The organism is Megalodesulfovibrio paquesii, assembly GCF_054653055.1.
Genome location: NZ_BAAIGQ010000006.1, coordinates 745,720 through 764,285 on the forward strand (window position 1 = coordinate 745,720; position 18,566 = coordinate 764,285).

An 18,566-nucleotide genomic window follows, 5' to 3' on the forward strand; every position below is an offset into this window, starting at 1 on the left:
GAGAGATCGATGGCGATACATCTGTACGAAGACATCACATTGACCCAGAGGATATCCGAGGGCGACCTCGCGAACCCCGATGACGACACCTACAACGGCACTGACGGGGAAGCGAAAGACAAGGAGCTGTTCGTGGCCAACGAACAGACGATCCTCGCCGCGGCCCTGGCATCGGGGGCGACCTCCCTGCAACTTTCGGCGCCGCGCTTCACCGACCGCGAAATCATTATCGTCGACGACGAACAGATGCGCATCCTGAGCGGCGGTGAGACGACCGTCCTCGCCGTGGAACGCGGCTACGGCGGCACAACCCCGGCCGCCCATGATCCGGGTGCCGCGGTCTATTCCGGGTACGACTATACCGGGCTGGTGATCGAACCCGTGGATGTCGCCGGCGGCGACGAGTCGGATTGGTACGCGCTGGCCCTGACCCAGGCGGGTCTCGCCACCGCCGTCGGCGGCGCACCTCTCAACCTGGGCGATAAAGCCCACGACGTGACCCTCTCGTTCTGGCGTCGCTGTACGGTGCCGTCCGGAACGCCGGTACAAAACAAGACCGACCTCAAACTCCGGCTCACCGGTACGGAAAACCCGATCCTGTAGGAGGAACGTATGGCCTATCACAGCACATCCGGCACCGCTTCAAACACCGCGGATTTCCTCGTCCGCCTGAAAGATTTCCTCGTGGGAACCGTCGGCTGGACGCTTCGGGACGACCGCTCCGGCGACGCCGAGCCCAGTTACGTGCTGGCATCCACGGGAGAGAGCGGAGCCGAAGACATCTTCCTGCGGTTCGTCAACGACACATCAGCGGACCGAATCGCGGTCCGCGCCTACTTGTACTGGGACGCGGCGACGCACGCAGGTGTGAAGGAGGCGTTCAACACCAGCTACACCTACATCAAGACCGTGGATGCTTCCGCCTTCCTGTATTGGATTTACGCGGACATGGATCACGTCTTCATCGTGACCAAGATCGCGGCCGTCTACTACGCGCATTACTGCGGGCTCTTGAAGCGGTTCTGGTCCGGAGCCGTCGCCGTCACGCAGGCGGCCGCATCTCCGGGAGCGGGCGTCACACTGCAGGTCAACGACGCCTCCATCTTCAGGGTCGGGGGTTATTACCTGATCAAGGACAACGCCGGAATCGAACGAGTCCAGGTGACGGCGGTGGATACGGTCGCATCCCCCAATACCGTCACCCTGGCGAGCCTTGTCGCGGCTTATGCCTCGGGGGCGAAGATCGGCGAGGACCCGCAGCCGGTCGTCGTCGGCCACTACCAGTCCCCGGGCAGCTTCTACGCTCTCAACAAGTTCGACGGCTGGGCGAGTGCGACCGGTCAGACCGGTTCGTGCGGCGCTGCCCATGCTGGATTCCAAACAGCCTGCAATCCTGACCAGCGCCAGGGGCTCATCACGTTGTTTCCGTGGCTCGCCGCCCATACGACGGCGGCCTACAAGGAACTGCGGGGCGAACTGATCGAGGTCTACGCACACGGGGGAGGTGTTACGGACTCCGAAGATGTCCTCGATCTCGGCGGAGTCACCTACAAGATTTTCAACCTGTCCGGCCCAGGCTGGTGCGCAGTGAAGGAGTGATCCCATGGCGGTGAGGCAAGGTAACAAAAAGGAGATCGAGGCGAACGCCCGACGCCTGACCCCGATGTTCCGGGTGGTCCGGAACGTCGGCAAGGCGAACAGAATCACCGGGAGGCTGAGACGTGGCAATCCGTAGCGGAAATCGATTCGCCGGAGCGCCTTTCGCGGGCCCCGTGGTTCCGATGAACCGCGCCCGGATGCCGGCCTTCCCGGCGGTCGTTTTCGAGGCCGTCGGCGCGGTATCCGAGACCCGGACAATCCGGCGCGACACGGACGCGGCCTTGAGGATCACGGCGGAGGTGGATGCCCCCGCCGACATCCAGGCCGTGATCGTGCGGCCGGTCCTGCGGAGCTTTGACCTGCGGGGATGGATGGTCCGTTTCCCGACGGTCCTTTCCGACGCAGCCGTCCGGATTCACCGGCCGGTCGAACGGCGGAGCGATACCCGCTGCGCGGTATTCGCCGAGATCGAGCGGACGGCGGATTCGAAACAGCTTGTGGTGCGCGAGACAGCCCGTCATGCGGAAGTGCGCCAGACAGTCTTCGCCGTGCTGATCCGCGAAGGCCACACGATACAGACCTGAAGGAGGAATACGAATGTCACTTGGACTCATCGTCAAAACGGGCCGCATCCTCACCGCGCGGCTGCTCATGGGAGACCCCATCGAGGGCATCACCCATTGCGCCATCGGAGACGGTGACGCCACGTTCACCGATCCCATCAATCCGCCCGCGCCGGACATCGACCAAACGACGCTCAAGAATGAGCGGGCCCGCAAAAAGCACTACAAACGGACCTTTCTTAAAGAAGACCCGGAAGGAACGCTCATCGTCAACGGCATCCATTACATCGAAACCGCCGAGGAGACCCAGACCATCGGCGTCTTCTTCCGCTTCGAGGAGAACGAGGCCAACGGCATCACCATCCGGGAATACGGCTTCTTCGGCGGTGACGTGGCCTACATCGCCGGACTGCAGTCCGATTATGCGGCGAACGGGGCTTACCACCCCGACACCAACCCGACCGGCGAGGTACTCGATCCCGGCTACCTGTACGAAGTGAAGAACATCCCCGACTTCAACAAGACCTCCGATACGCGGGTGGAGCTGGTCGGGGTCATCAAGATTTAGGAGGAAAGACCATGTCCATTTCGCGCGATACGTTCGACCCGACAAAAAACTACAAGCGGGTCCGTTACCACCAGGACCGGGATCTGCTCGACTCGGAGCTCAACGAGCAGCAGGACATTATCAACCAGGAGCGCAGGAAGCTCGCGGACATCCTCTTCAAGGAGGGGGCCATCGTCAGCGGCTTCGGCGTGACGGTCGCGGCAAACGTGCTCACCGTGGCCGAAGGGCTGGTCTACATCGACGGCTGCTTGGAGCGCGTGCCCGGCGCGGTGCTCACCTATGACCCGGCCAAGACGAGCGGCGCGGATTACGTCTATGTCGAGCTGCTCAAGTACAACTACGGATACAACCAGGATGCCGTGCTCATCAACCCAGCCACCGGCGAACCCACCGCCGAGCGGGAGAAGTGGGTGTTGTCGCTCAAGGACCACGACACGAGCGGCGAGGCCTTGCCCAATAACGTGACCCAGCGAAAGGTGGTCGCGGTCCACAAGTTCGACCGTGAAACCGGCGACGTGACGGCGACCGTCCGAGAGAAATCGAATCTCTACCTGCAGGACCTGCTCGGGACGCTGCCCGGAAGCCGGATCACGGTCGCATCGATCACGGAGGACCAACTCGCCTTCGCCGCCGCCGAGGGGCTGAATTCGCTTCTCCAGAACCTGGCCGAGCGGACCTATGACCAGGCCGGCAGTTATCTGGTCAAGGGGCTCGACAGTTTCATCGGCGACAACGACGGCGCGAACGTCGAGGTGATCACCAACGCGGGCCGCGCTTACATCCAGGGCTTCCGCCTGCAGAAGGACATGCCCACAACCACCTTGGTGCCCAAGTCCACGGCGGTCAAGTCGGTCCGCGGCGAACAGAAGACCTACGTGGTCGGCACCCGGCGCTATGCCCTCAACAATACGCCTCTCAAGGAAACCACTCAGGTCGAGGCCATCGTGGAGATCGTCTCCAACATCACCCGCGGGTCGGTGGGCGGCGGCGAAGACCTGCTCGTCCCCAACCCAGTGGTGGATATCCTCGAGGTGAGCCAGGGCGCGACAGTCTTTCAGGAAGGTGCGGATTGGCAGCAGTCCGGTAACTACGTCGACTGGCTGGGGTCGGGCAACGAACCTGCCATCGGCACAACCTACACCGTCCGTTGGACCTACACCAAACAGATGATCAAGGGGACGGACTATGTGGACGGCGGCTGGTTCGGACGCTCAGGACACCCGGCGGCGGATGAGTATTTCTATCTGGTCACCGCGCAGAGCGCCACCGGAGAGACTCAGTACGACTCGGCCAAGGTCGTGTCGCGCGATACTTTGACCGGTGAGATGAACCGCCTCTCCTGGCTGCCGGTCAGCGGCGCGACCGGATACCGCATCTATCGCGGCACTCAGAACACGGTCCGCGCCGACTTCCAGCGGCTCAAGGACGTGGCCTCCGGGGTCACGTCCTACATCGACGACGGCGTCGACGAGATCGTGGGCGGCAACCCGCCCGCCTCCAACACGAGCGGCCTGACCATGTCTCCCGTACAGGTTGAATCCGGCAATCTATCCATCATCAACTTCGGCCGCACGAACATCGGCGACGAGCCGGTGGGCGGCTCCAACTGCAGTATCGACTACGACTACTACATCGGCCGCAAGGACATCATTTACGCCACCACCCGCGAGATCAAACGGTTGGAAGGTTCTCCGGCCGACTGGCCGAAGCTGCCCATCGTCCCGGAAGGCACCCTCGGACTGTGCAGCGTCGATTGTCCGCCGAACTCGGTGGACCTGACGGTCGTCAATTTCGGGCTGACACGCATCACCATGGACCAGATCCACGAGATCATCAAGGACGTCGAGGACCTCAAATACAACGACGCCCAGTTTCAGATGAACAACGAGCTGCAGAACCGGGACGCCCAGACCAAGAAGGGCGTCTATTCCGACGACTTCTCGAACGACGCTCAATCCGATGTCTACCATAGCGAGTGGAGCGCCCGCATCGACCGGGTCCGCCGTTTCGCCGCACCGGCCAGGGCCGCCTCGGCCACCGTGCTCGAGGTGAACCCCTCCGCAAGCAACGCTTTGTTCAAGGGAAGCCTCGCGCTCCTCCCGGCCACGGAGCGCGTACTTATCGAGCAGACCGACTGGTCCGAGGTCAAGAACATCAACCCTTACGCCGTGTTCGAAAAACCCGACGCCTCAGTGGAGATCACGCCGAACATCGGCAGACGCGGCCAGACCGGGATCGCCGTGATCGGGGCCAACTTCCTGTCCAACGCGAACAACGTGACCATCCGCTGCGACGGCCAGGTGGTGGCGTCGGGAGTCCACGCGGATACCGCGGGCCGAGTCACCGCATCGTTCGTCATCCCCGAGAACGCGCGCAACGGCAACCGTATCGTCGAGATAACCGACGGCGTCTACTCCGCGCAGGCCAACCTGCAGATCAACGATCCCCTGATCATCACCCGCATCGAGCGGGTCGTGGTCGAGCGGACCATCGTCCAGCGGCAGATCATCGTCCAGCCGTCGCCGCCGCGGATCATCCGCGTCCCGGTCGAGCGGATCGTTTGGCGATGGCAGCTCCGCAACCGTAGGCGCGATCCCCTGGCACAGACCTTCAGCTTCACCGAAAACCGCATCATCTCCGCCGTGGGCGTCTGGTTCACTCAGAAAGACGCGACGTTGCCCGTGACGGTGCAAATCCGCGGAGTCACAACCGGACTGCCGAACGAGGTCGTGCTGGCCGAAAAGGTCGTGGCCCCGGGCGAGGTCAACCTGAACGCCGAGACCAAAATCGTCTTCGCCGATCCCTTCTATGCCCAGGCGGACACCAGCTACGCGGTCGTGCTGCTCACCAACAGCACCAACTACCGCGTGCGCATCGCCACCCTGGGGCAACTGGGGCAGAACGGCGTCATCACCCGGCAGACCTATGTGGCCGGTGTGCTGCTGGAAAGCTCCAACGCCGAGACATGGACGCCGCTCAACGGCTCCGATCTCACCATGAGAATCTACGGCTATGACTTCCAGTCCACCGGCGAAGTTCGCTTTCAGCCCATCACCGGGGTGCAGTTCAGCGATCTGAACCTGGACGAGTATTCCTCCATTCCGGAAGGCTGCGGCATCGTCTGGGAGTATTCGACCGACGGCGGTGTCATCTGGGATGCCATCGTGCCCGCGGAAGAGGAACGGTTGCCCAACCTTGCGGGACAGGTGCTCCTCAGGGCCATCTTCTCCAGCAACGCTGTCAACGATTCCCCGGCGCTGAACTACAAGGACGTGAATCTCATCGGCTATCTCAACGACCCTGCGGGGGCATATCTGAACCGCGAGAACGAGCTCACCCAAGGCGTGTCCTCCACCAAGGTCTACACCCAGATGAACATCCCTAGCGGGACGACCATCAACTGGTTCGCTTCCAACAACGGCGGAGCGACCTGGGAACCGATGTCGATCCAAACGACGCGGGAGATCGATCAGGAGTGGACCGAGTACACGCTCACGAGAACCTTCTCCGATCCGAACGGAAACAAGGTCCGCTACAAGGCGGAGATGACCGGCAACAACCTGGTGTATCCGAGGATTCACACCCTCGGCGCGACGCTGAGCTGATCGGAGGGATGTCATGATCGTTCGAAGACAGGGCGGATTGACGGAGTTCATTCCATCACCCCAAGAGAAGCGCGACGGTGTCCTTCGGGACCACACCCTCGAACTGCTCGCCAACCTCGACGCCCGCATGCGGCGCATCGAGGAGCGACACGGCATCGAGCCGGAGGCCGCGGAGACGTTCTCCGAACTCATGGCCCGCATCCGGCGGGAGGAGATCGAAGCCGGGCGGATCAACCGGGAACTGATGGACGCCGGATACCTACATGAAGATCTGTCCGCCGCCGCGCTTGCGGCGCAGGCCGGGAGGAACCAAATATGAGCATCACCATCAAGAGCAACACCGATACGATTCTGGAATTGCCCGGGCTTACGGGTACGCTCGGCCCCGGGAAGAACTCCGTCGTTCAGGCGATGACCCCGGACCTGCTGCGCGCCGTTGACCTCGGCCTGCTGCTGGTCCCCTCCGGCGCGGAACCGCCCGAGGGGCTGCCGCCGGTCGTGTTCGACCACCGCTACCCGCACGTCCTACCTCTGACGGCAGCTCGTGCTTACTATGTCCGCGTCCTCCGGACCCCGGGCGGTTTCCACGACGGGACTCGGGTTCGGGACTTCATCGCATATTATGGCGACGGCGCGGGAATGAGCTGTGCCTTTTCCGACGACGGCCTCTCCTGGGACACGGAGAAAAAAGTCACCGGCATCGCGGCCAACGGCTATCACGTGGTCTGCGCGCTGGAGGCCGCTGACCGGCTGCGCATCCTCTACTGGAACCCGGACGTTCCCAACCAGCCCTATGCCATGGCCGGACTGCGCACAGCAGTCTGTGATCCGTCGGTTGCCCCCGCCGCGTTCACGGGCGATACCCCGTGTTTCGGTGACCTGGTGACCGAGGGAAGCGTCCAGGTCTGGAATCGCGGCCATTACGGGCCGTCGTTCCTCTGGTACAACCCGCTGCCCACTTCGGTCGAAGGAAGACCGTTCACCTGGCGCTACGCGATGTATTTCATCGCCTCGACCGGCGGCAACGACAGCCTCGGTCTGGCCTGCTCCCACGATGCGGTCGTATGGAAGCTGTTCGGGAACGGTCCGATCCTCTCCGGCTTGATCGACCCGCAGCCTTGGGAAGGCGTGAACGGCTACGTCTCCGCCGCCCACGTCGACCGGCTTCCCGACGGGAGATGGTGGATGCTCTACTCCGGGGGCTCCGCGGGAAACGCAGGAATCGGCTATGCATGGTCCTGGGACCGTGTCCACTGGCGCAAGGCGGAGATCAACCCCGTGTTCAAGAACGGCAGCGGGCCGTTCCTCGAGCGCTGCTACACGCCGAGCCTGGTCCGGGACGCCTACGGCTCGATGCTCCTTTACCGCGCGGCCAAGGACGCGACCGCCTACCGGACCTTCGTTTCCCGTCTGCGGGCACCGGCCCTCGGATGGCGGGACCTGCTCGGCCCGGACCGGCTCGGTCAGGGGCTCACCGCGCGGGAGGCCATCCACCGGGGCGTCGGCACCCAGGCTGAACGCGACGCCGCTCTCCCGAACCCGTCCAAGGGCGACGAGTGGTTCAACACCGACCTCGCGGGCGGCGGCAAGTGGGAGAAACACACCGGCACCGACTGGAAGCGGAGCTGATCCCCGGAACACCTCTCTTTTCTTCGGACGCCAGGGAATCCCGTAATCCCGCGTGTTTCCGCTGGTTGCGTCTCAATGTACATAACTCATTGGAATCAAAGGGGTTATGTGTCGAATTCGCCTTGCTTTCTGTTCGGAAAGAAGCCTGTATGTGTGTGAACACAAGAGCCAATCCCTTGCCGGGAACGGGCTTACAGAACGTAAGGAGAGACCATGGACTTACGCCGGATCAACTTCGGAATCGAGATCGAGACAGTCAAACGGACGCGCGAGCGGGTCGCCCAGGCGATCCAATCGGTGGTGGGCGGCCAGGTCCGCCACATCGGCAGCCCGGGCAGCTTCGACCCCTGGGAGGTCACCGACGACCATGGACGGGTTTGGAAAGTGGTATCCGACGGCTCGCTCATCAATGTGCCGGTACACTTGCGGGCCGAGGTGGTGAGCCCTGTCCTGTCCTACGAGGAGATCCCCGTCCTCCAGGAGGTCGTCCGGGCGCTGCGGGCCTGCGGAGCCAAGGTGGACGACCGTTGCGGCATCCATGTCCACGTCGACGCCACAGCCTTTGACGGCCGGACCCTCGCGAACCTCGCCAAGATCGTCTACAAGCAGGAAGCGCTCATCCTCACCGCCCTGGGTGTTAACGAGACCCGCCGCCGCAACTACAGCAAACCGGTGAGCGACGACCTCATTGCCCAGATCGAGCGCCGCCGTCCCAGGACCAGGGACCAGCTCAACCACATTTGGTACGGCTACCACAACCGGCAGCCCCAGCACTACGACAGCACCCGATACCACGGAGTGAACCTGCACAACGTCTGGTACCGAGGCACCGTCGAGTTCCGCTGGTTCGAGGGAACTCTCCACGCGGGCAAGGTGAAAGCCTACATCCAACTGGTCCTGGCCGTGGCGGCCAAGGCGCTGAACGGCCGGGCGGCATCGAGCCGCAAGCGGTCCTTCGACCCGCAGAGCGCCCGGTACGACTTCCGGGTCTTCCTGCTCCACCTGGGGCTCATCGGCGACGAGTTCAAGACCGCGCGCAAGCATCTGATCGCCGCCCTGCCAGGGGACTCGGCCTTCAAACGCGGCAGGGTGAAACCAGATGAACAAAACGCTCCCAAGGCGGAACCCCTCATGGAGGCCGGGCCCGACAATCCGGCAGGACAGCCGGATTGGACGCGCCAAGGGCGCGCCCGAAGGGCGAGGGCCATGGATGGCCCGAGTCAACCCCGGCCTCCGGCGTTTTCGGGGGACGAGACCGGCGGGACGCAAGGAGGCGCGTCATGAGAGTGCTGATCCGAAACACCGCCCTCAATGGGCGGCCGCTGGAAGGCGACGGCGAGGCCTTCAGCGGGGCGACGGTGACCGACGTGGTCCTGGCCATGAAAGGGGCCACGCTTTTTTCCGACCAGCGGGACCTCGAGGACTACATCGACATGGTCCTGCGGAACGCCAAGATGCTGTCCGGCGTCGAGCTTGCAGTCAGGGGCGACACGCCCGAGGAAAAGGCCGCATCCTTCCTTGATGCCCTGATCAAACACGGCTTTGCCGAGGTGCAGGACGACAAACCCACGCGGATACCGATTCCCGCCTTGGTCTGGCAGGGCATCGACGCGGTCCGGCTCTCAGGGCTGACCAACATGCTCGACCGTCCGGTCGTCGCCCGGTTGGCCGGAGAGCTCGGCTGGCCGGACGCCGCGCGCTGGATCGATGAGCATCCGAAGGAATACGCCGAAGGCGTCTTCCGCGGGTTCATCGTCGATCCGCAGGGAGGGAAACCCTGATGTGCGGGCTCGCGGGCGTCATCTTCGGAAAAAAACGGCGGCGCGCCGAGGAGCGGGAGCACCTCGCCTGGCTCTTCACCCGCCTGCTGCTGCTGAGCGAGGAGCGCGGGCCCCATGCCACGGGCGCGGCATGGCTCGATGTCGATGGCGGGCACCGGCTCTTCAAACGCCCGGTGACGGCCGAGCGGTTCGTGACAGACAAGGCCTTCGCCGAACTCCTTGCCTCCATGGACAACCGCGCCACGCTCCTGCTCGGCCATACCCGGTGGCGCACCCGAGGGGACGAACGGATCAACAGCAACAACCACCCGATCCGCGCCGGGGAGGTGATCGGCACCCACAACGGCACCATCTACAACGCCGATTACCTTTTCCGCCGCTGGAAGCTGCGACGCTTCGCCGAGGTGGACAGCGAGATTCTGTTCCGCCTGGCCGCGAACGCCGCGCGGGACGGGGCTATGGATATCGAGCGGTTCAAGGCGCGGCTCCGCCGCTGCCGCGGGCAGATCACCGCCGTCATCGCCTGCCGGACCGACCCGGGCACCGTCTTTGTGCTCAAGGGCAACCGGCCGCTTGAACTGCGCTGGCATCCCCGCCGCAAGGCGGTTCTCTATGCGTCGGACCCCGCATACCTCGACGTCGTGCTTGCGGAGGAAAAAGGCTGGCGTGAGATTGCGGTCCCGCCAATGAGCCTGATGGTGTTCCGGCGCGAGGACCTGGCCGCGTATTCGGTGGAGCCGTTCGAGTTCATCGCCCAGGAGAGAAAGGGCGCGGAGCCATGACAGACACTCCAATGAACCCCATGAACCAGGCAATGAACCCGAAAGAACCCTTGAAGCCGAACACAAACGGAATGCTGAGGCTCTTCGTCTACGGCACACTGAAGCGCGGTTTCTGGAACCACGACCGCTTTTGCCGGGGCGTCCTGACGATGGAGGACGCCGTGGTCCGCGGCCGCCTCTTCGAGACATCCTCCGGAATCCCGGTCCTGGAGGTCCCGGAAGAGGACATCCTCGCTGTCGGGACCACCAATCCGCTCGCCGACGTGGCCACACAAGCGCGCGTCGTGGCTCGCATGTCCAATCCCGAGCCAACCCCCGACCGGCTCCCGAAGAAGGGCACAGGCGCGCCCTGGGGCCCCGTGTGCGGGGAGCTTCTGACCTTCGACGACCCCGAAAACCGCCTTCCGGCCATCGACCGGCTGGAAGGGTTTCACCCCGGCGGCCCCTGCCTCTACCGCCGTGTTCTGGTCCCTGTCCTGGCAAACGGAACCAGGCTCCCGGCCTGGCTCTATGCGGTGGGGGATCGCTGGACCGGGAGCTGTTATCTCCCTCGATATAGCAAAGGAATGGAGTTGAGTGTTTGCACGGTATCCTGACCGATGGTATAAGGGTGGGCGAATTTGTGAGGTAAGGAATTGACCTCGGAAAAATAACCAAGCCCCACAGGGGAGCAGACTCAAAGGTGTGGCAGCCGAAGACCTGCCCCCCGTGGGCAAGGCAGCCGAACGATTCAGCTTCCATACCCTAACACACTTGAGACGATTTGGGAATACAAGGAATCGTTTCTTTCCGGTCGGATAGATTTTCCCTCCCTTATTGGCCCTGCTTGCCCCATCTGTGAAAAGGAGCATTGCTATCGTGCAATTACCCCCTACTGGAGGCATGCAATCGAACTGTTTCCGGGGTCTGAGAAGAGGCCCATCCCCATTGCGCGCTTTCTTTGCCGAACAGAGTCGAGGACCTTCTCCTTGTTGCCGGTTCAGTTGATCCCCTATTGCCAGTACACGGTCAATGCCATCCTGGGGACTTTGCTCTTGGGGTTGGGATGCTGGCAAATGGGACAGAGGGGGTTCCACGGCGCCTCGGTTGAAGTTGATCAGGACAGTCTCGTCACTCCCTGGCTGGTTGCCTGCTGGCTTGTGGTGGTTCTTAGAGGACTTCAGCGTGCTCACGCGGTGCTGAGAAGATGGTATGATCTGAGCTCCGTGCGCACCCCAAAGAAGCCTGGAGCGTGGGAGGAGATATCGAGCTACTTTCTCTCCCTTGGCTGGAAGCCAAAGACCCCTTGGCCGCCTCTGCTCCGGGAGCTTCTTGAGCGATACAGCCGCACTGCGAAACGCTTTCTCTTCGGAACCCCTTCTCAAGAGCGCTTGGGAGAATGAGTTTTCCCCGCAGTGCCCTCTCTGGAAGGACATAGCAGCACCCCTGCTCCGCCCGTTTGTTCTCACATCCCTCACCTTGTTCTCCTTCGGATCTCTTTCTTTTCGTGGACCGGCCTTCTTCCCTAAAAGACGAGATCCTGTTTTCGGAAACGATTGTACAGAGCTTTGCTAACTCTCCTCTTTTGAAAGGGTTATCCATGGGCCATCTATCACAATCCGAGGAGGAAAAAGTCCATGGAAAAAGACATCCGAGAAAGAATCGCCCTCAAACGCTACCAGATCATCTCTCCTGTGCTCGCCGAGCCTGCAAGAGCTCAGAACGAGTACTTCCGCCAACAGGCCGAGCACGAACACGACTTCCCCCGATACGGCCAGAGGAAGGTCAGCGTCTCCACCATGAAGGGGTGGCTGAGGGAGTACCGCAAACACGGTTTTGACGCCCTCAAGCCCAGGGACCGCTCAGACGGGGGAAGACCCAGGCGCCTGGATGATCAACGGCTCAAGGTGATCGAGGTCAAGTGCAAGGCCTACCCCTACTACAGCGCACAAAAACTCTACGAAGAACTCCGGGATCAGGGGCTCTTGGGGGATCCCCCGGTCCACTACAACACTCTCCTGCGGGTGGTCAAAACCCAAGGCTGGCTCTCGGTCAAACAGAGAACCGATGTGCGAAAAGCCTTTGAAGTAGATAATGTCAACGACCTCTGGATCTGCGACTTCATGCACGGTCCCCAGGTCCGCTCCCACAACCGCACGGTCAAAGCCATCCTCTGCGCCATTATCGACGACCACTCCCGCATGGTGGTGGGCCATGCCTTCAGCGCTTCCGAGGCGATTAGCGCGCTGACCCTTGTTCTCAAGGAAGCCTTCCTCGCCCACGGCATACCCAAGAGACTCTATGTGGACAACGGCCCCGGGTTTTCTTCCGAGTTGCTCGCCAAAAGCTGCGCCCTGGCCGGCATCTCCCTCATCCACTCCAAACCCTACGACAGCCCCTCACGCGGGAAAATCGAGAGACTGTTCAGGACGGTCCGTGAACGTTTCCTCTCCGGCCTCCAGGACGGAGTCAGTCTTCACGAGATCAACGAGGCTTTCTGGCTGTGGCTCCAGGATGACTACCACCATAAACTCCACAGCGGGATCGGGGAAAGACCCATCGACCGCTACAATGCATCCGTTGCAAGAGTGCAGATCCGCAGACTCTCCAAAGCAGAGCTCGATGAGATCTTCCTCGTCCGCCACGAGCGCGTGGTCAACAACGATGCCACCATCAGCTTCAAGGGCGCCCTCTACGAGGTTCCACAAGCCTACATCCGCCAGAGAATCGAGCTCCGTCACCCCGTCGACGACCCCCAGAAGCTTTATCTCTACGACAATGAAATCCGGGTGGGCAGGATCAAGCTCCTGGACAAAGGGGAAAACGCTCGCACCTTCCGCCCCCAGAAGGTCCCCACCAACCTCTCCTTCCACAAGGGGAGGACCTTGCCATGAAAGACCTCCTCGCCTGGTTCGGTCTGAAACGATTCCCCTTCGACAAGAACATCAAACCCCAGGATCTCTTCGACGCCGACCCCCTCAAGGAGTGCTCCGCACGCCTCGACTACATCAAACGTAGAGGGGGAATACTCCTCCTCACCGGAGATCCCGGAGTGGGCAAAACCATCGCCCTCAGGAGATATGTGGACAGCCTCAACGAAAATCTGTTCAAGTCCTTCTACACCCCCCTTTCCACCCTCAGCCGCGCCGACCTCCTCTACCACATCAATCGGCTCCTCGGTCTCGCCCCAAGGCTCTCCAAGAGCGCCATCTACAATCAGATCCAATCGGCCCTCCTGGAGTCCAAGGAGCAATCCGGAAAAACCATCCTCCTCATCATCGATGAGGCCCATCTCCTTCAGACGGGTCCCCTGGAAGAGCTCAGGTTGCTTACCAACTTCAAAATGGACTCCTACGACCCCTTCATCCTCATCCTCTCCGGACAATCCGACCTCCGCAGAGTCATGGAATTTGCCGTCATGGAGCCCTTCAACCAGCGTATCGCCATGCGTTACCACATGCCCGGTCTCAACCCCGACGAAACTAAGGGCTACATCACCCATCACCTCAAACTGGCAGGCGCAAAGGAGCCCATCCTCACTGATCAGGCCCTGCAAGCCGTCCACCAGGTCTCCTTCGGTATACCCAGAAAAATAGGAGCCGTAACCGAGGCCGCCCTCACCTACGCCATGTTCGATCAAAAACGAACTGTCACCCCGGAGATGGTCCTCAAAGTGAAAACCCTGGAGGGATAGACCCATGAGAGATCCGAAAGAAGTCCAGATTGCCTGGCACATCCTTGAGCTCATCGAGGCCGTCGCCGATCTTATCTGGGAGTACTACCACGAGGACTTCAGAAGGGACATCAGGGAGCATGAACATCGAAATCCGAATGAACCCTGGAAAAACTGACACATTAGCTCAGCACATCTCGTCTCACCCACCAACTCCAAAAATCACCTCCCAAGAGGCAGGAAATCAAGGTCCTTGCCTCTTCTATCTCTTCGGTTAACTTACTGCAGTGAAAAACTCTCACCGCCTTCACAATCGTTTTGTCAAAGGACCTCAAAATCACTCCCCTGTCGGTCAGATCAATCCATCAAAACACCGTCAAATCTAGGAGGTAATCAACAGAGCGTCAAGGAGCTAACCGGCGGAATCTGGCGCTGAAGCCCCGGTAGATAGTCGCCATGTGGAGCCATGCAGGCAGCAGATTCCCGGTATTCCATCAGTTTGTCCTTGACTGGAATGGACAGGTTTCGTATACTTGTGTCTGGTTTGGTTGGCATACATAGGCAGTGATTCTGACAACTGACGAGAGGATTGAAATGGCCGCTGAAGAACGCTGGGTTGGCGTCGACGATGTGGCAGCCCACCTTGGGGTGGCCAAGGACTCGGTCTATAGATGGATCGATGAACGGGGGCTCCCTGCTCACCGTGTGGGGCGGCTCTTTCGTTTCAAGCTATCCGAAATAGACGAGTGGGTGCGCCAAGACAACGAGCGAGAGAAGACTCCAAGTTCCGTCCAAAGCCGACCCTCCTCGAAAACCCAGACGAATCGATCAACACCAAAGACACGTTCACGGAAGAGGGGCGGGAATGAGTAGCAGTCTGCTCACATCTCAGATCGGGCAGCGGATATTTCTCCCCGGGCACTTCGATGTGCCCGTTGTCCTGGAAGATGCGCGACCGCTCGGTTCTGATGATTCGGCAGGCTATGAATGTCGCGTTCGTCTTCCCGACGGCTCGTTGGAAGAGGCCGTCATCTCCGCGGAAGAGGTCGTGGCTGTCCTTGGAAAGGGGCCTGAAGAAGTCAAAGCAGAGACTCCTGTGGACGCCGAGAAGCTTCGACTCCTGATCGAGTCGGCTCGAGTGCGTCTGGCTTACGCTCATGACCAACAGTTCGCCGTAAGTCTTTCGGGCATCCGCACCCTGCCACATCAGATTGAAGCGGTGTACCAAGCGATGCTTCCGCAACCCAGGTTGCGTTTCTTGCTGGCGGATGATCCTGGAGCCGGCAAGACGATCATGGCCGGGCTCCTTGTAAAGGAGCTGAAGCTGCGTGAGGCGATTGATCGCATTCTCATCCTATGCCCCGCACCGCTCACCATACAGTGGCAGGACGAGATGCTCCGATGGTTCGGTGAGCCTTTCGACATTATCTTTTCCGCTGTCGACCAACAGCAATTGACCAATCCATGGCAGAGGTCTTCACAAATTATTGCTTCCATTGACTACGCCAAGCAAGATGACGTGCGCGAGCGTGTCTGGCAACAGCGGTGGGACCTCGTCATCATCGACGAGGCCCACAAGTGTTCCGCCAGGACAGCCTCAGGTGGACAGAATCGAGAATCCAAGGTTGCAACAACGAAACGTTATGACCTGGCGTCGCGTCTCACATCCCAAGCAGACCATGTCCTCCTCCTGACTGCCACACCCCACCATGGGGATGAAGACAAGTTCGCTCATTTCCTTCGGCTCATTGATCCAGACCTGTTCCCGGAACCACACCGCCTCGGGAAACAGGCCACCGCTATCCGCAAAGACGTTTTCCGCCTCGGTAAGGATTCGCCGTGGTCTCTCCGGAGGCTGAAAGAAGATCTTAAGGACGCGAATGGCAAACGGCTCTTCCCGGACCGGCATACCAACACCGTCACTTTCTGCCTGAACAACGACGAGTACACCCTTTACAAGAGCGTTACCGCTTACATCAACGAGTTTATCCCGCAGCAGACCGGACAAAGACGTTCCTCCGCAGCGCTGACCCGAACGGTCCTGCAACGCAGATTGGTGAGCTCCACCTGCGCTATTCATGAGTCGATCAAGCGGCGGTTGAAAAAACAGGAAGATCTCCTGGAAGAGCTTGAGGGTCTCACTCCGGCCCAGCGCGCCAAACGGCTGGCTGCTTTGCAGGGTCGCCTGCCGGATGCCGAGCAGGACGAAGACGATCTCGACGATGCGGTACGTGATCAATTGGTCGATGAGTACACGGCTGCGCTGGAGCTTGAACAGTTGCGCGCGGAAATCTCCGCCCTTAAGGATCTCGTCGAGCAGGCGCGAAGGGTTCGTGAAAACGCGAACGATTCCAAACTGGCCGCATTGAAGAAGTGTCTCGGCGAGGCGCAGTTCATGGACCTGAAGGATGGCCGGGGAAAGCTCCTGATCTTCACGGAACACCGGGATACCCTTGGCTACGTGCGCGATCACCTGGAACGATGGGGTTTTTCCACCTGCGAAATCCACGGCGGCATGAACCCCCATGAACGCAAACAAGCTCAGGAGGTCTTTCGGACCGGTGCGCAGGTATGCATAGCGACGGAGGCCGCCGGCGAAGGGATCAACCTCCAGTTCTGCCACCTGATGATCAACTACGACATGCCCTGGAATCCAACCCGGCTAGAGCAGCGATTGGGCCGCATCCACCGCATCGGTCAGGACCGGGATGTCTATGCTTTCAACTTCGTGGCCACGGACTCCGAGGACGGCCAGCCCATCGTAGAAGGCCGGATTCTCCATCGCCTTCTGGAAAAGCTCGACCAGATGAACGAGGCCCTCGAAGGCCGCGTGTTCGATGTGATCGGCGAAGTGCTGTCACTCAACGATGTGAATCTGCCGGACATGCTTCGAGATGCGGCCTATGACCCCAGGAGGCTCGACGAATACCTCGATCAGATCGACCGCATCGATCCGGCCAAACTTAAAGAATACGAGGAGGCCACAGGAATCGCCCTTGCCCGGAGCCACGTGGATTTTTCAGCTTTCCAGCGCCGGAATCTTGAGGTGGAGGAACGTAGGCTGATGCCGCGGTATGTCGAAGCGCAATTCGTTGCAGCCGCCCGTGAGGTCGGCCTCCGGGTCGAGGCGAGGGCCGACGGGTTGTGGCGGGTCGAGCATGTGCTTGCTGATTTACGTTCGGAGCGGCTCCACTCTGTCCAGAAGATCGGAAAAGCGGAATCCTCCTATCGCAAAATCACCTTTCACAAGCACCATCTTGAACAAGATGCCCATCTGGACGCCGTGTTGATGGGGCCGGGACATCCGCTTTATGCAGCGGTGGACGAGAAACTCAACGAGCGGCTGACGGGGTTGATCGGAGGCATCGGTTTCTTCGTCGATCCTCTGTGCAGAGAACCCTACCGTATCCATTTCTTCGAGATTTCGATTCGCGGCAAAGACTCGAAAGGAAACGACGTGCCGCTTTATGGCGAACTCGTGGCCGTTCGGGAAGAGCGTGGGCATTACGAAGTCATCCCGAGCGACATTCTGCTCAACCTGGCGGCGCATCCGCATCCTCCGCAAAAGATCGAACCTACTCCGTTGCTGCCGGCCACCGATTTTCTTAAAGCGACATATCAGCTCGAATGCCGCGCCCGTTGTCAGAGTGAACGCCAGCATTTCGCGCGGGTTTGCCGGGAATACCTGGAAAAGTCGTTCAAAGCCCGGATCGACCGCGCCCAGGAGCGGGCCATGTTGCTTGCCGCCGAGGTCTTCTCGAAACCGGAATACAAGCTACCTGCGGACGAGGCCAGGAAATATGTAGAAGAGCTTCAGCGCGCACGCCGGGAACGCCTCGATGCTTTAAAACGGCTTGAAATTGCCAGGACCGGGCCGGTCAAGCATGTGGGGACGGCCTTTGTGCTCGCTCCCGATGCCGACACGCAAACCCAGCTCGCCGATCTGGCCGAGGAACTCGATCCGAATATCCGCCGGCAGAGCGAGATTGCCGCAGAAGACAAGGTCGTTGAAGCGCTGGTTGCGGAGGGCTTCCCGAAGGACCGAATCGAGCGGGTCGGCCATCTGAAGTTGGGCTTCGACATCCGCGCCCACAAGATCGCCGATGAAGCCACCGGCGAGGTCTTCGTCAAGAGAGTCGAGGTTAAAGGACGCCTGCGGGGGCAGCCGGTCAGGCTTACCACCAACGAGTGGTACAAGGCCCAACAACTGGCCGAGACCTACTGGCTCTATGTGGTCTGGGACCCCTTGGACGATTCCCCCGAGCTGGTGCGCATCCATAATCCTGCTGCCAAACTCGACCATGCCAAGAGGGAAATCGTGGCGGCGCGATTCTACGAAATCCCTGCCGAGGCCATAACTCAGTGTGGAGACTGCCAAAGGTGAGAA

General features: G+C 60.9%; 16 protein-coding genes. All 16 read left to right on the plus strand.

What is annotated here, in order from left to right:
* Positions 1 to 9 precede the first annotated feature (9 nt).
* The 16 genes from ACYQ00_RS16215 to ACYQ00_RS16290 all read left to right on the plus strand — a co-directional run bounded on the left by ACYQ00_RS16215 (position 10) and on the right by ACYQ00_RS16290 (position 18,563).
* Positions 10 to 603 carry a hypothetical protein gene (locus tag ACYQ00_RS16215; RefSeq protein WP_460033143.1) on the plus strand — a complete coding sequence of 198 codons (594 nt, stop codon included), beginning with the start codon at positions 10 to 12 and terminating at the stop codon, positions 601 to 603.
* A gap of 9 nt (positions 604 to 612) precedes the next feature.
* Positions 613 to 1,599: a hypothetical protein gene (locus tag ACYQ00_RS16220; RefSeq protein WP_460033144.1), complete on the plus strand. Its 987-nt coding sequence runs from the start codon at positions 613 to 615 to the stop codon at positions 1,597 to 1,599.
* Positions 1,600 to 1,721: 122 nt separating this feature from the next.
* The gene (locus tag ACYQ00_RS16225) at positions 1,722 to 2,183 is read left to right on the plus strand and encodes a hypothetical protein (RefSeq protein ID WP_460033145.1); all 462 of its coding nucleotides are present in this window, start codon (positions 1,722 to 1,724) and stop codon (positions 2,181 to 2,183) included.
* A 13-nt stretch (positions 2,184 to 2,196) separates the two neighbouring features.
* Entirely contained in the window at positions 2,197 to 2,730 is a 534-nt protein-coding gene (locus ACYQ00_RS16230; protein ID WP_460033146.1) for a hypothetical protein, read from the plus strand.
* A gap of 11 nt (positions 2,731 to 2,741) precedes the next feature.
* On the plus strand, positions 2,742 to 6,335 hold the full coding sequence (locus tag ACYQ00_RS16235) for a DUF4815 domain-containing protein (protein ID WP_460033147.1): 3,594 nt from the start codon (positions 2,742 to 2,744) through the stop codon (positions 6,333 to 6,335).
* 13 nt (positions 6,336 to 6,348) lie between these two features.
* Positions 6,349 to 6,654 (plus strand): VrlD, encoded by a 306-nt coding sequence (locus tag ACYQ00_RS16240; RefSeq protein ID WP_460033148.1) that lies wholly within the window; start codon positions 6,349 to 6,351, stop codon positions 6,652 to 6,654.
* Positions 6,651 to 7,964, plus strand: a complete 1,314-nt coding sequence (locus tag ACYQ00_RS16245) for a glycoside hydrolase family protein (RefSeq protein WP_460033149.1) — start codon at positions 6,651 to 6,653, stop codon at positions 7,962 to 7,964. The genes ACYQ00_RS16240 and ACYQ00_RS16245 overlap by 4 nt, the downstream gene beginning before the upstream one ends.
* A 213-nt stretch (positions 7,965 to 8,177) precedes the next feature.
* Positions 8,178 to 9,248, plus strand: a complete 1,071-nt coding sequence (locus ACYQ00_RS16250) for an amidoligase family protein (RefSeq protein ID WP_460033150.1) — start codon at positions 8,178 to 8,180, stop codon at positions 9,246 to 9,248.
* The gene (locus ACYQ00_RS16255) at positions 9,245 to 9,745 is read left to right on the plus strand and encodes a DUF5049 domain-containing protein (protein ID WP_460033151.1); all 501 of its coding nucleotides are present in this window, start codon (positions 9,245 to 9,247) and stop codon (positions 9,743 to 9,745) included. Before ACYQ00_RS16250 ends, ACYQ00_RS16255 begins: the two co-directional genes overlap by 4 nt.
* On the plus strand, positions 9,745 to 10,527 hold the full coding sequence (locus ACYQ00_RS16260) for a class II glutamine amidotransferase (protein WP_460033152.1): 783 nt from the start codon (positions 9,745 to 9,747) through the stop codon (positions 10,525 to 10,527). The genes ACYQ00_RS16255 and ACYQ00_RS16260 overlap by 1 nt, the downstream gene beginning before the upstream one ends.
* A 20-nt stretch (positions 10,528 to 10,547) precedes the next feature.
* Positions 10,548 to 11,123 carry a gamma-glutamylcyclotransferase family protein gene (locus ACYQ00_RS16265; RefSeq protein WP_460033153.1) on the plus strand — a complete coding sequence of 192 codons (576 nt, stop codon included), beginning with the start codon at positions 10,548 to 10,550 and terminating at the stop codon, positions 11,121 to 11,123.
* A gap of 1,020 nt (positions 11,124 to 12,143) precedes the next feature.
* Positions 12,144 to 13,400: a DDE-type integrase/transposase/recombinase gene (locus ACYQ00_RS16270; RefSeq protein WP_460033154.1), complete on the plus strand. Its 1,257-nt coding sequence runs from the start codon at positions 12,144 to 12,146 to the stop codon at positions 13,398 to 13,400.
* A complete protein-coding gene (locus ACYQ00_RS16275) occupies positions 13,397 to 14,200 on the plus strand; it encodes an ExeA family protein (protein ID WP_460033155.1) in 804 nt (267 codons plus the stop codon). The genes ACYQ00_RS16270 and ACYQ00_RS16275 overlap by 4 nt, the downstream gene beginning before the upstream one ends.
* A 4-nt stretch (positions 14,201 to 14,204) precedes the next feature.
* Positions 14,205 to 14,357 carry a hypothetical protein gene (locus ACYQ00_RS16280; RefSeq protein ID WP_460033156.1) on the plus strand — a complete coding sequence of 51 codons (153 nt, stop codon included), beginning with the start codon at positions 14,205 to 14,207 and terminating at the stop codon, positions 14,355 to 14,357.
* A gap of 416 nt (positions 14,358 to 14,773) precedes the next feature.
* Entirely contained in the window at positions 14,774 to 15,052 is a 279-nt protein-coding gene (locus tag ACYQ00_RS16285) for a helix-turn-helix domain-containing protein (protein WP_460033157.1), read from the plus strand.
* Positions 15,045 to 18,563: a helicase-related protein gene (locus tag ACYQ00_RS16290; protein WP_460033158.1), complete on the plus strand. Its 3,519-nt coding sequence runs from the start codon at positions 15,045 to 15,047 to the stop codon at positions 18,561 to 18,563. The genes ACYQ00_RS16285 and ACYQ00_RS16290 overlap by 8 nt, the downstream gene beginning before the upstream one ends.
* The last annotated feature ends 3 nt before the right edge of the window (positions 18,564 to 18,566 follow it).

Excerpts from the sequence above, each read along its gene's own strand:
- ACYQ00_RS16215 (WP_460033143.1), top strand. The coding sequence starts at position 10 with ATGGCGATACATCTGTACGAAGACATCACATTGACCCAGAGGATATCC.
- ACYQ00_RS16220 (WP_460033144.1), top strand. The coding sequence starts at position 613 with ATGGCCTATCACAGCACATCCGGCACCGCTTCAAACACCGCGGATTTC.
- ACYQ00_RS16230 (WP_460033146.1), top strand. The coding sequence starts at position 2,197 with ATGTCACTTGGACTCATCGTCAAAACGGGCCGCATCCTCACCGCGCGG.
- ACYQ00_RS16235 (WP_460033147.1), top strand. The coding sequence starts at position 2,742 with ATGTCCATTTCGCGCGATACGTTCGACCCGACAAAAAACTACAAGCGG.
- ACYQ00_RS16240 (WP_460033148.1), top strand. The coding sequence starts at position 6,349 with ATGATCGTTCGAAGACAGGGCGGATTGACGGAGTTCATTCCATCACCC.
- ACYQ00_RS16245 (WP_460033149.1), top strand. The coding sequence starts at position 6,651 with ATGAGCATCACCATCAAGAGCAACACCGATACGATTCTGGAATTGCCC.
- ACYQ00_RS16250 (WP_460033150.1), top strand. The coding sequence starts at position 8,178 with ATGGACTTACGCCGGATCAACTTCGGAATCGAGATCGAGACAGTCAAA.
- ACYQ00_RS16255 (WP_460033151.1), top strand. The coding sequence starts at position 9,245 with ATGAGAGTGCTGATCCGAAACACCGCCCTCAATGGGCGGCCGCTGGAA.
- ACYQ00_RS16260 (WP_460033152.1), top strand. The coding sequence starts at position 9,745 with ATGTGCGGGCTCGCGGGCGTCATCTTCGGAAAAAAACGGCGGCGCGCC.
- ACYQ00_RS16265 (WP_460033153.1), top strand. The coding sequence starts at position 10,548 with ATGAACCAGGCAATGAACCCGAAAGAACCCTTGAAGCCGAACACAAAC.
- ACYQ00_RS16270 (WP_460033154.1), top strand. The coding sequence starts at position 12,144 with ATGGAAAAAGACATCCGAGAAAGAATCGCCCTCAAACGCTACCAGATC.
- ACYQ00_RS16275 (WP_460033155.1), top strand. The coding sequence starts at position 13,397 with ATGAAAGACCTCCTCGCCTGGTTCGGTCTGAAACGATTCCCCTTCGAC.
- ACYQ00_RS16280 (WP_460033156.1), top strand. The coding sequence starts at position 14,205 with ATGAGAGATCCGAAAGAAGTCCAGATTGCCTGGCACATCCTTGAGCTC.
- ACYQ00_RS16285 (WP_460033157.1), top strand. The coding sequence starts at position 14,774 with ATGGCCGCTGAAGAACGCTGGGTTGGCGTCGACGATGTGGCAGCCCAC.
- ACYQ00_RS16290 (WP_460033158.1), top strand. The coding sequence starts at position 15,045 with ATGAGTAGCAGTCTGCTCACATCTCAGATCGGGCAGCGGATATTTCTC.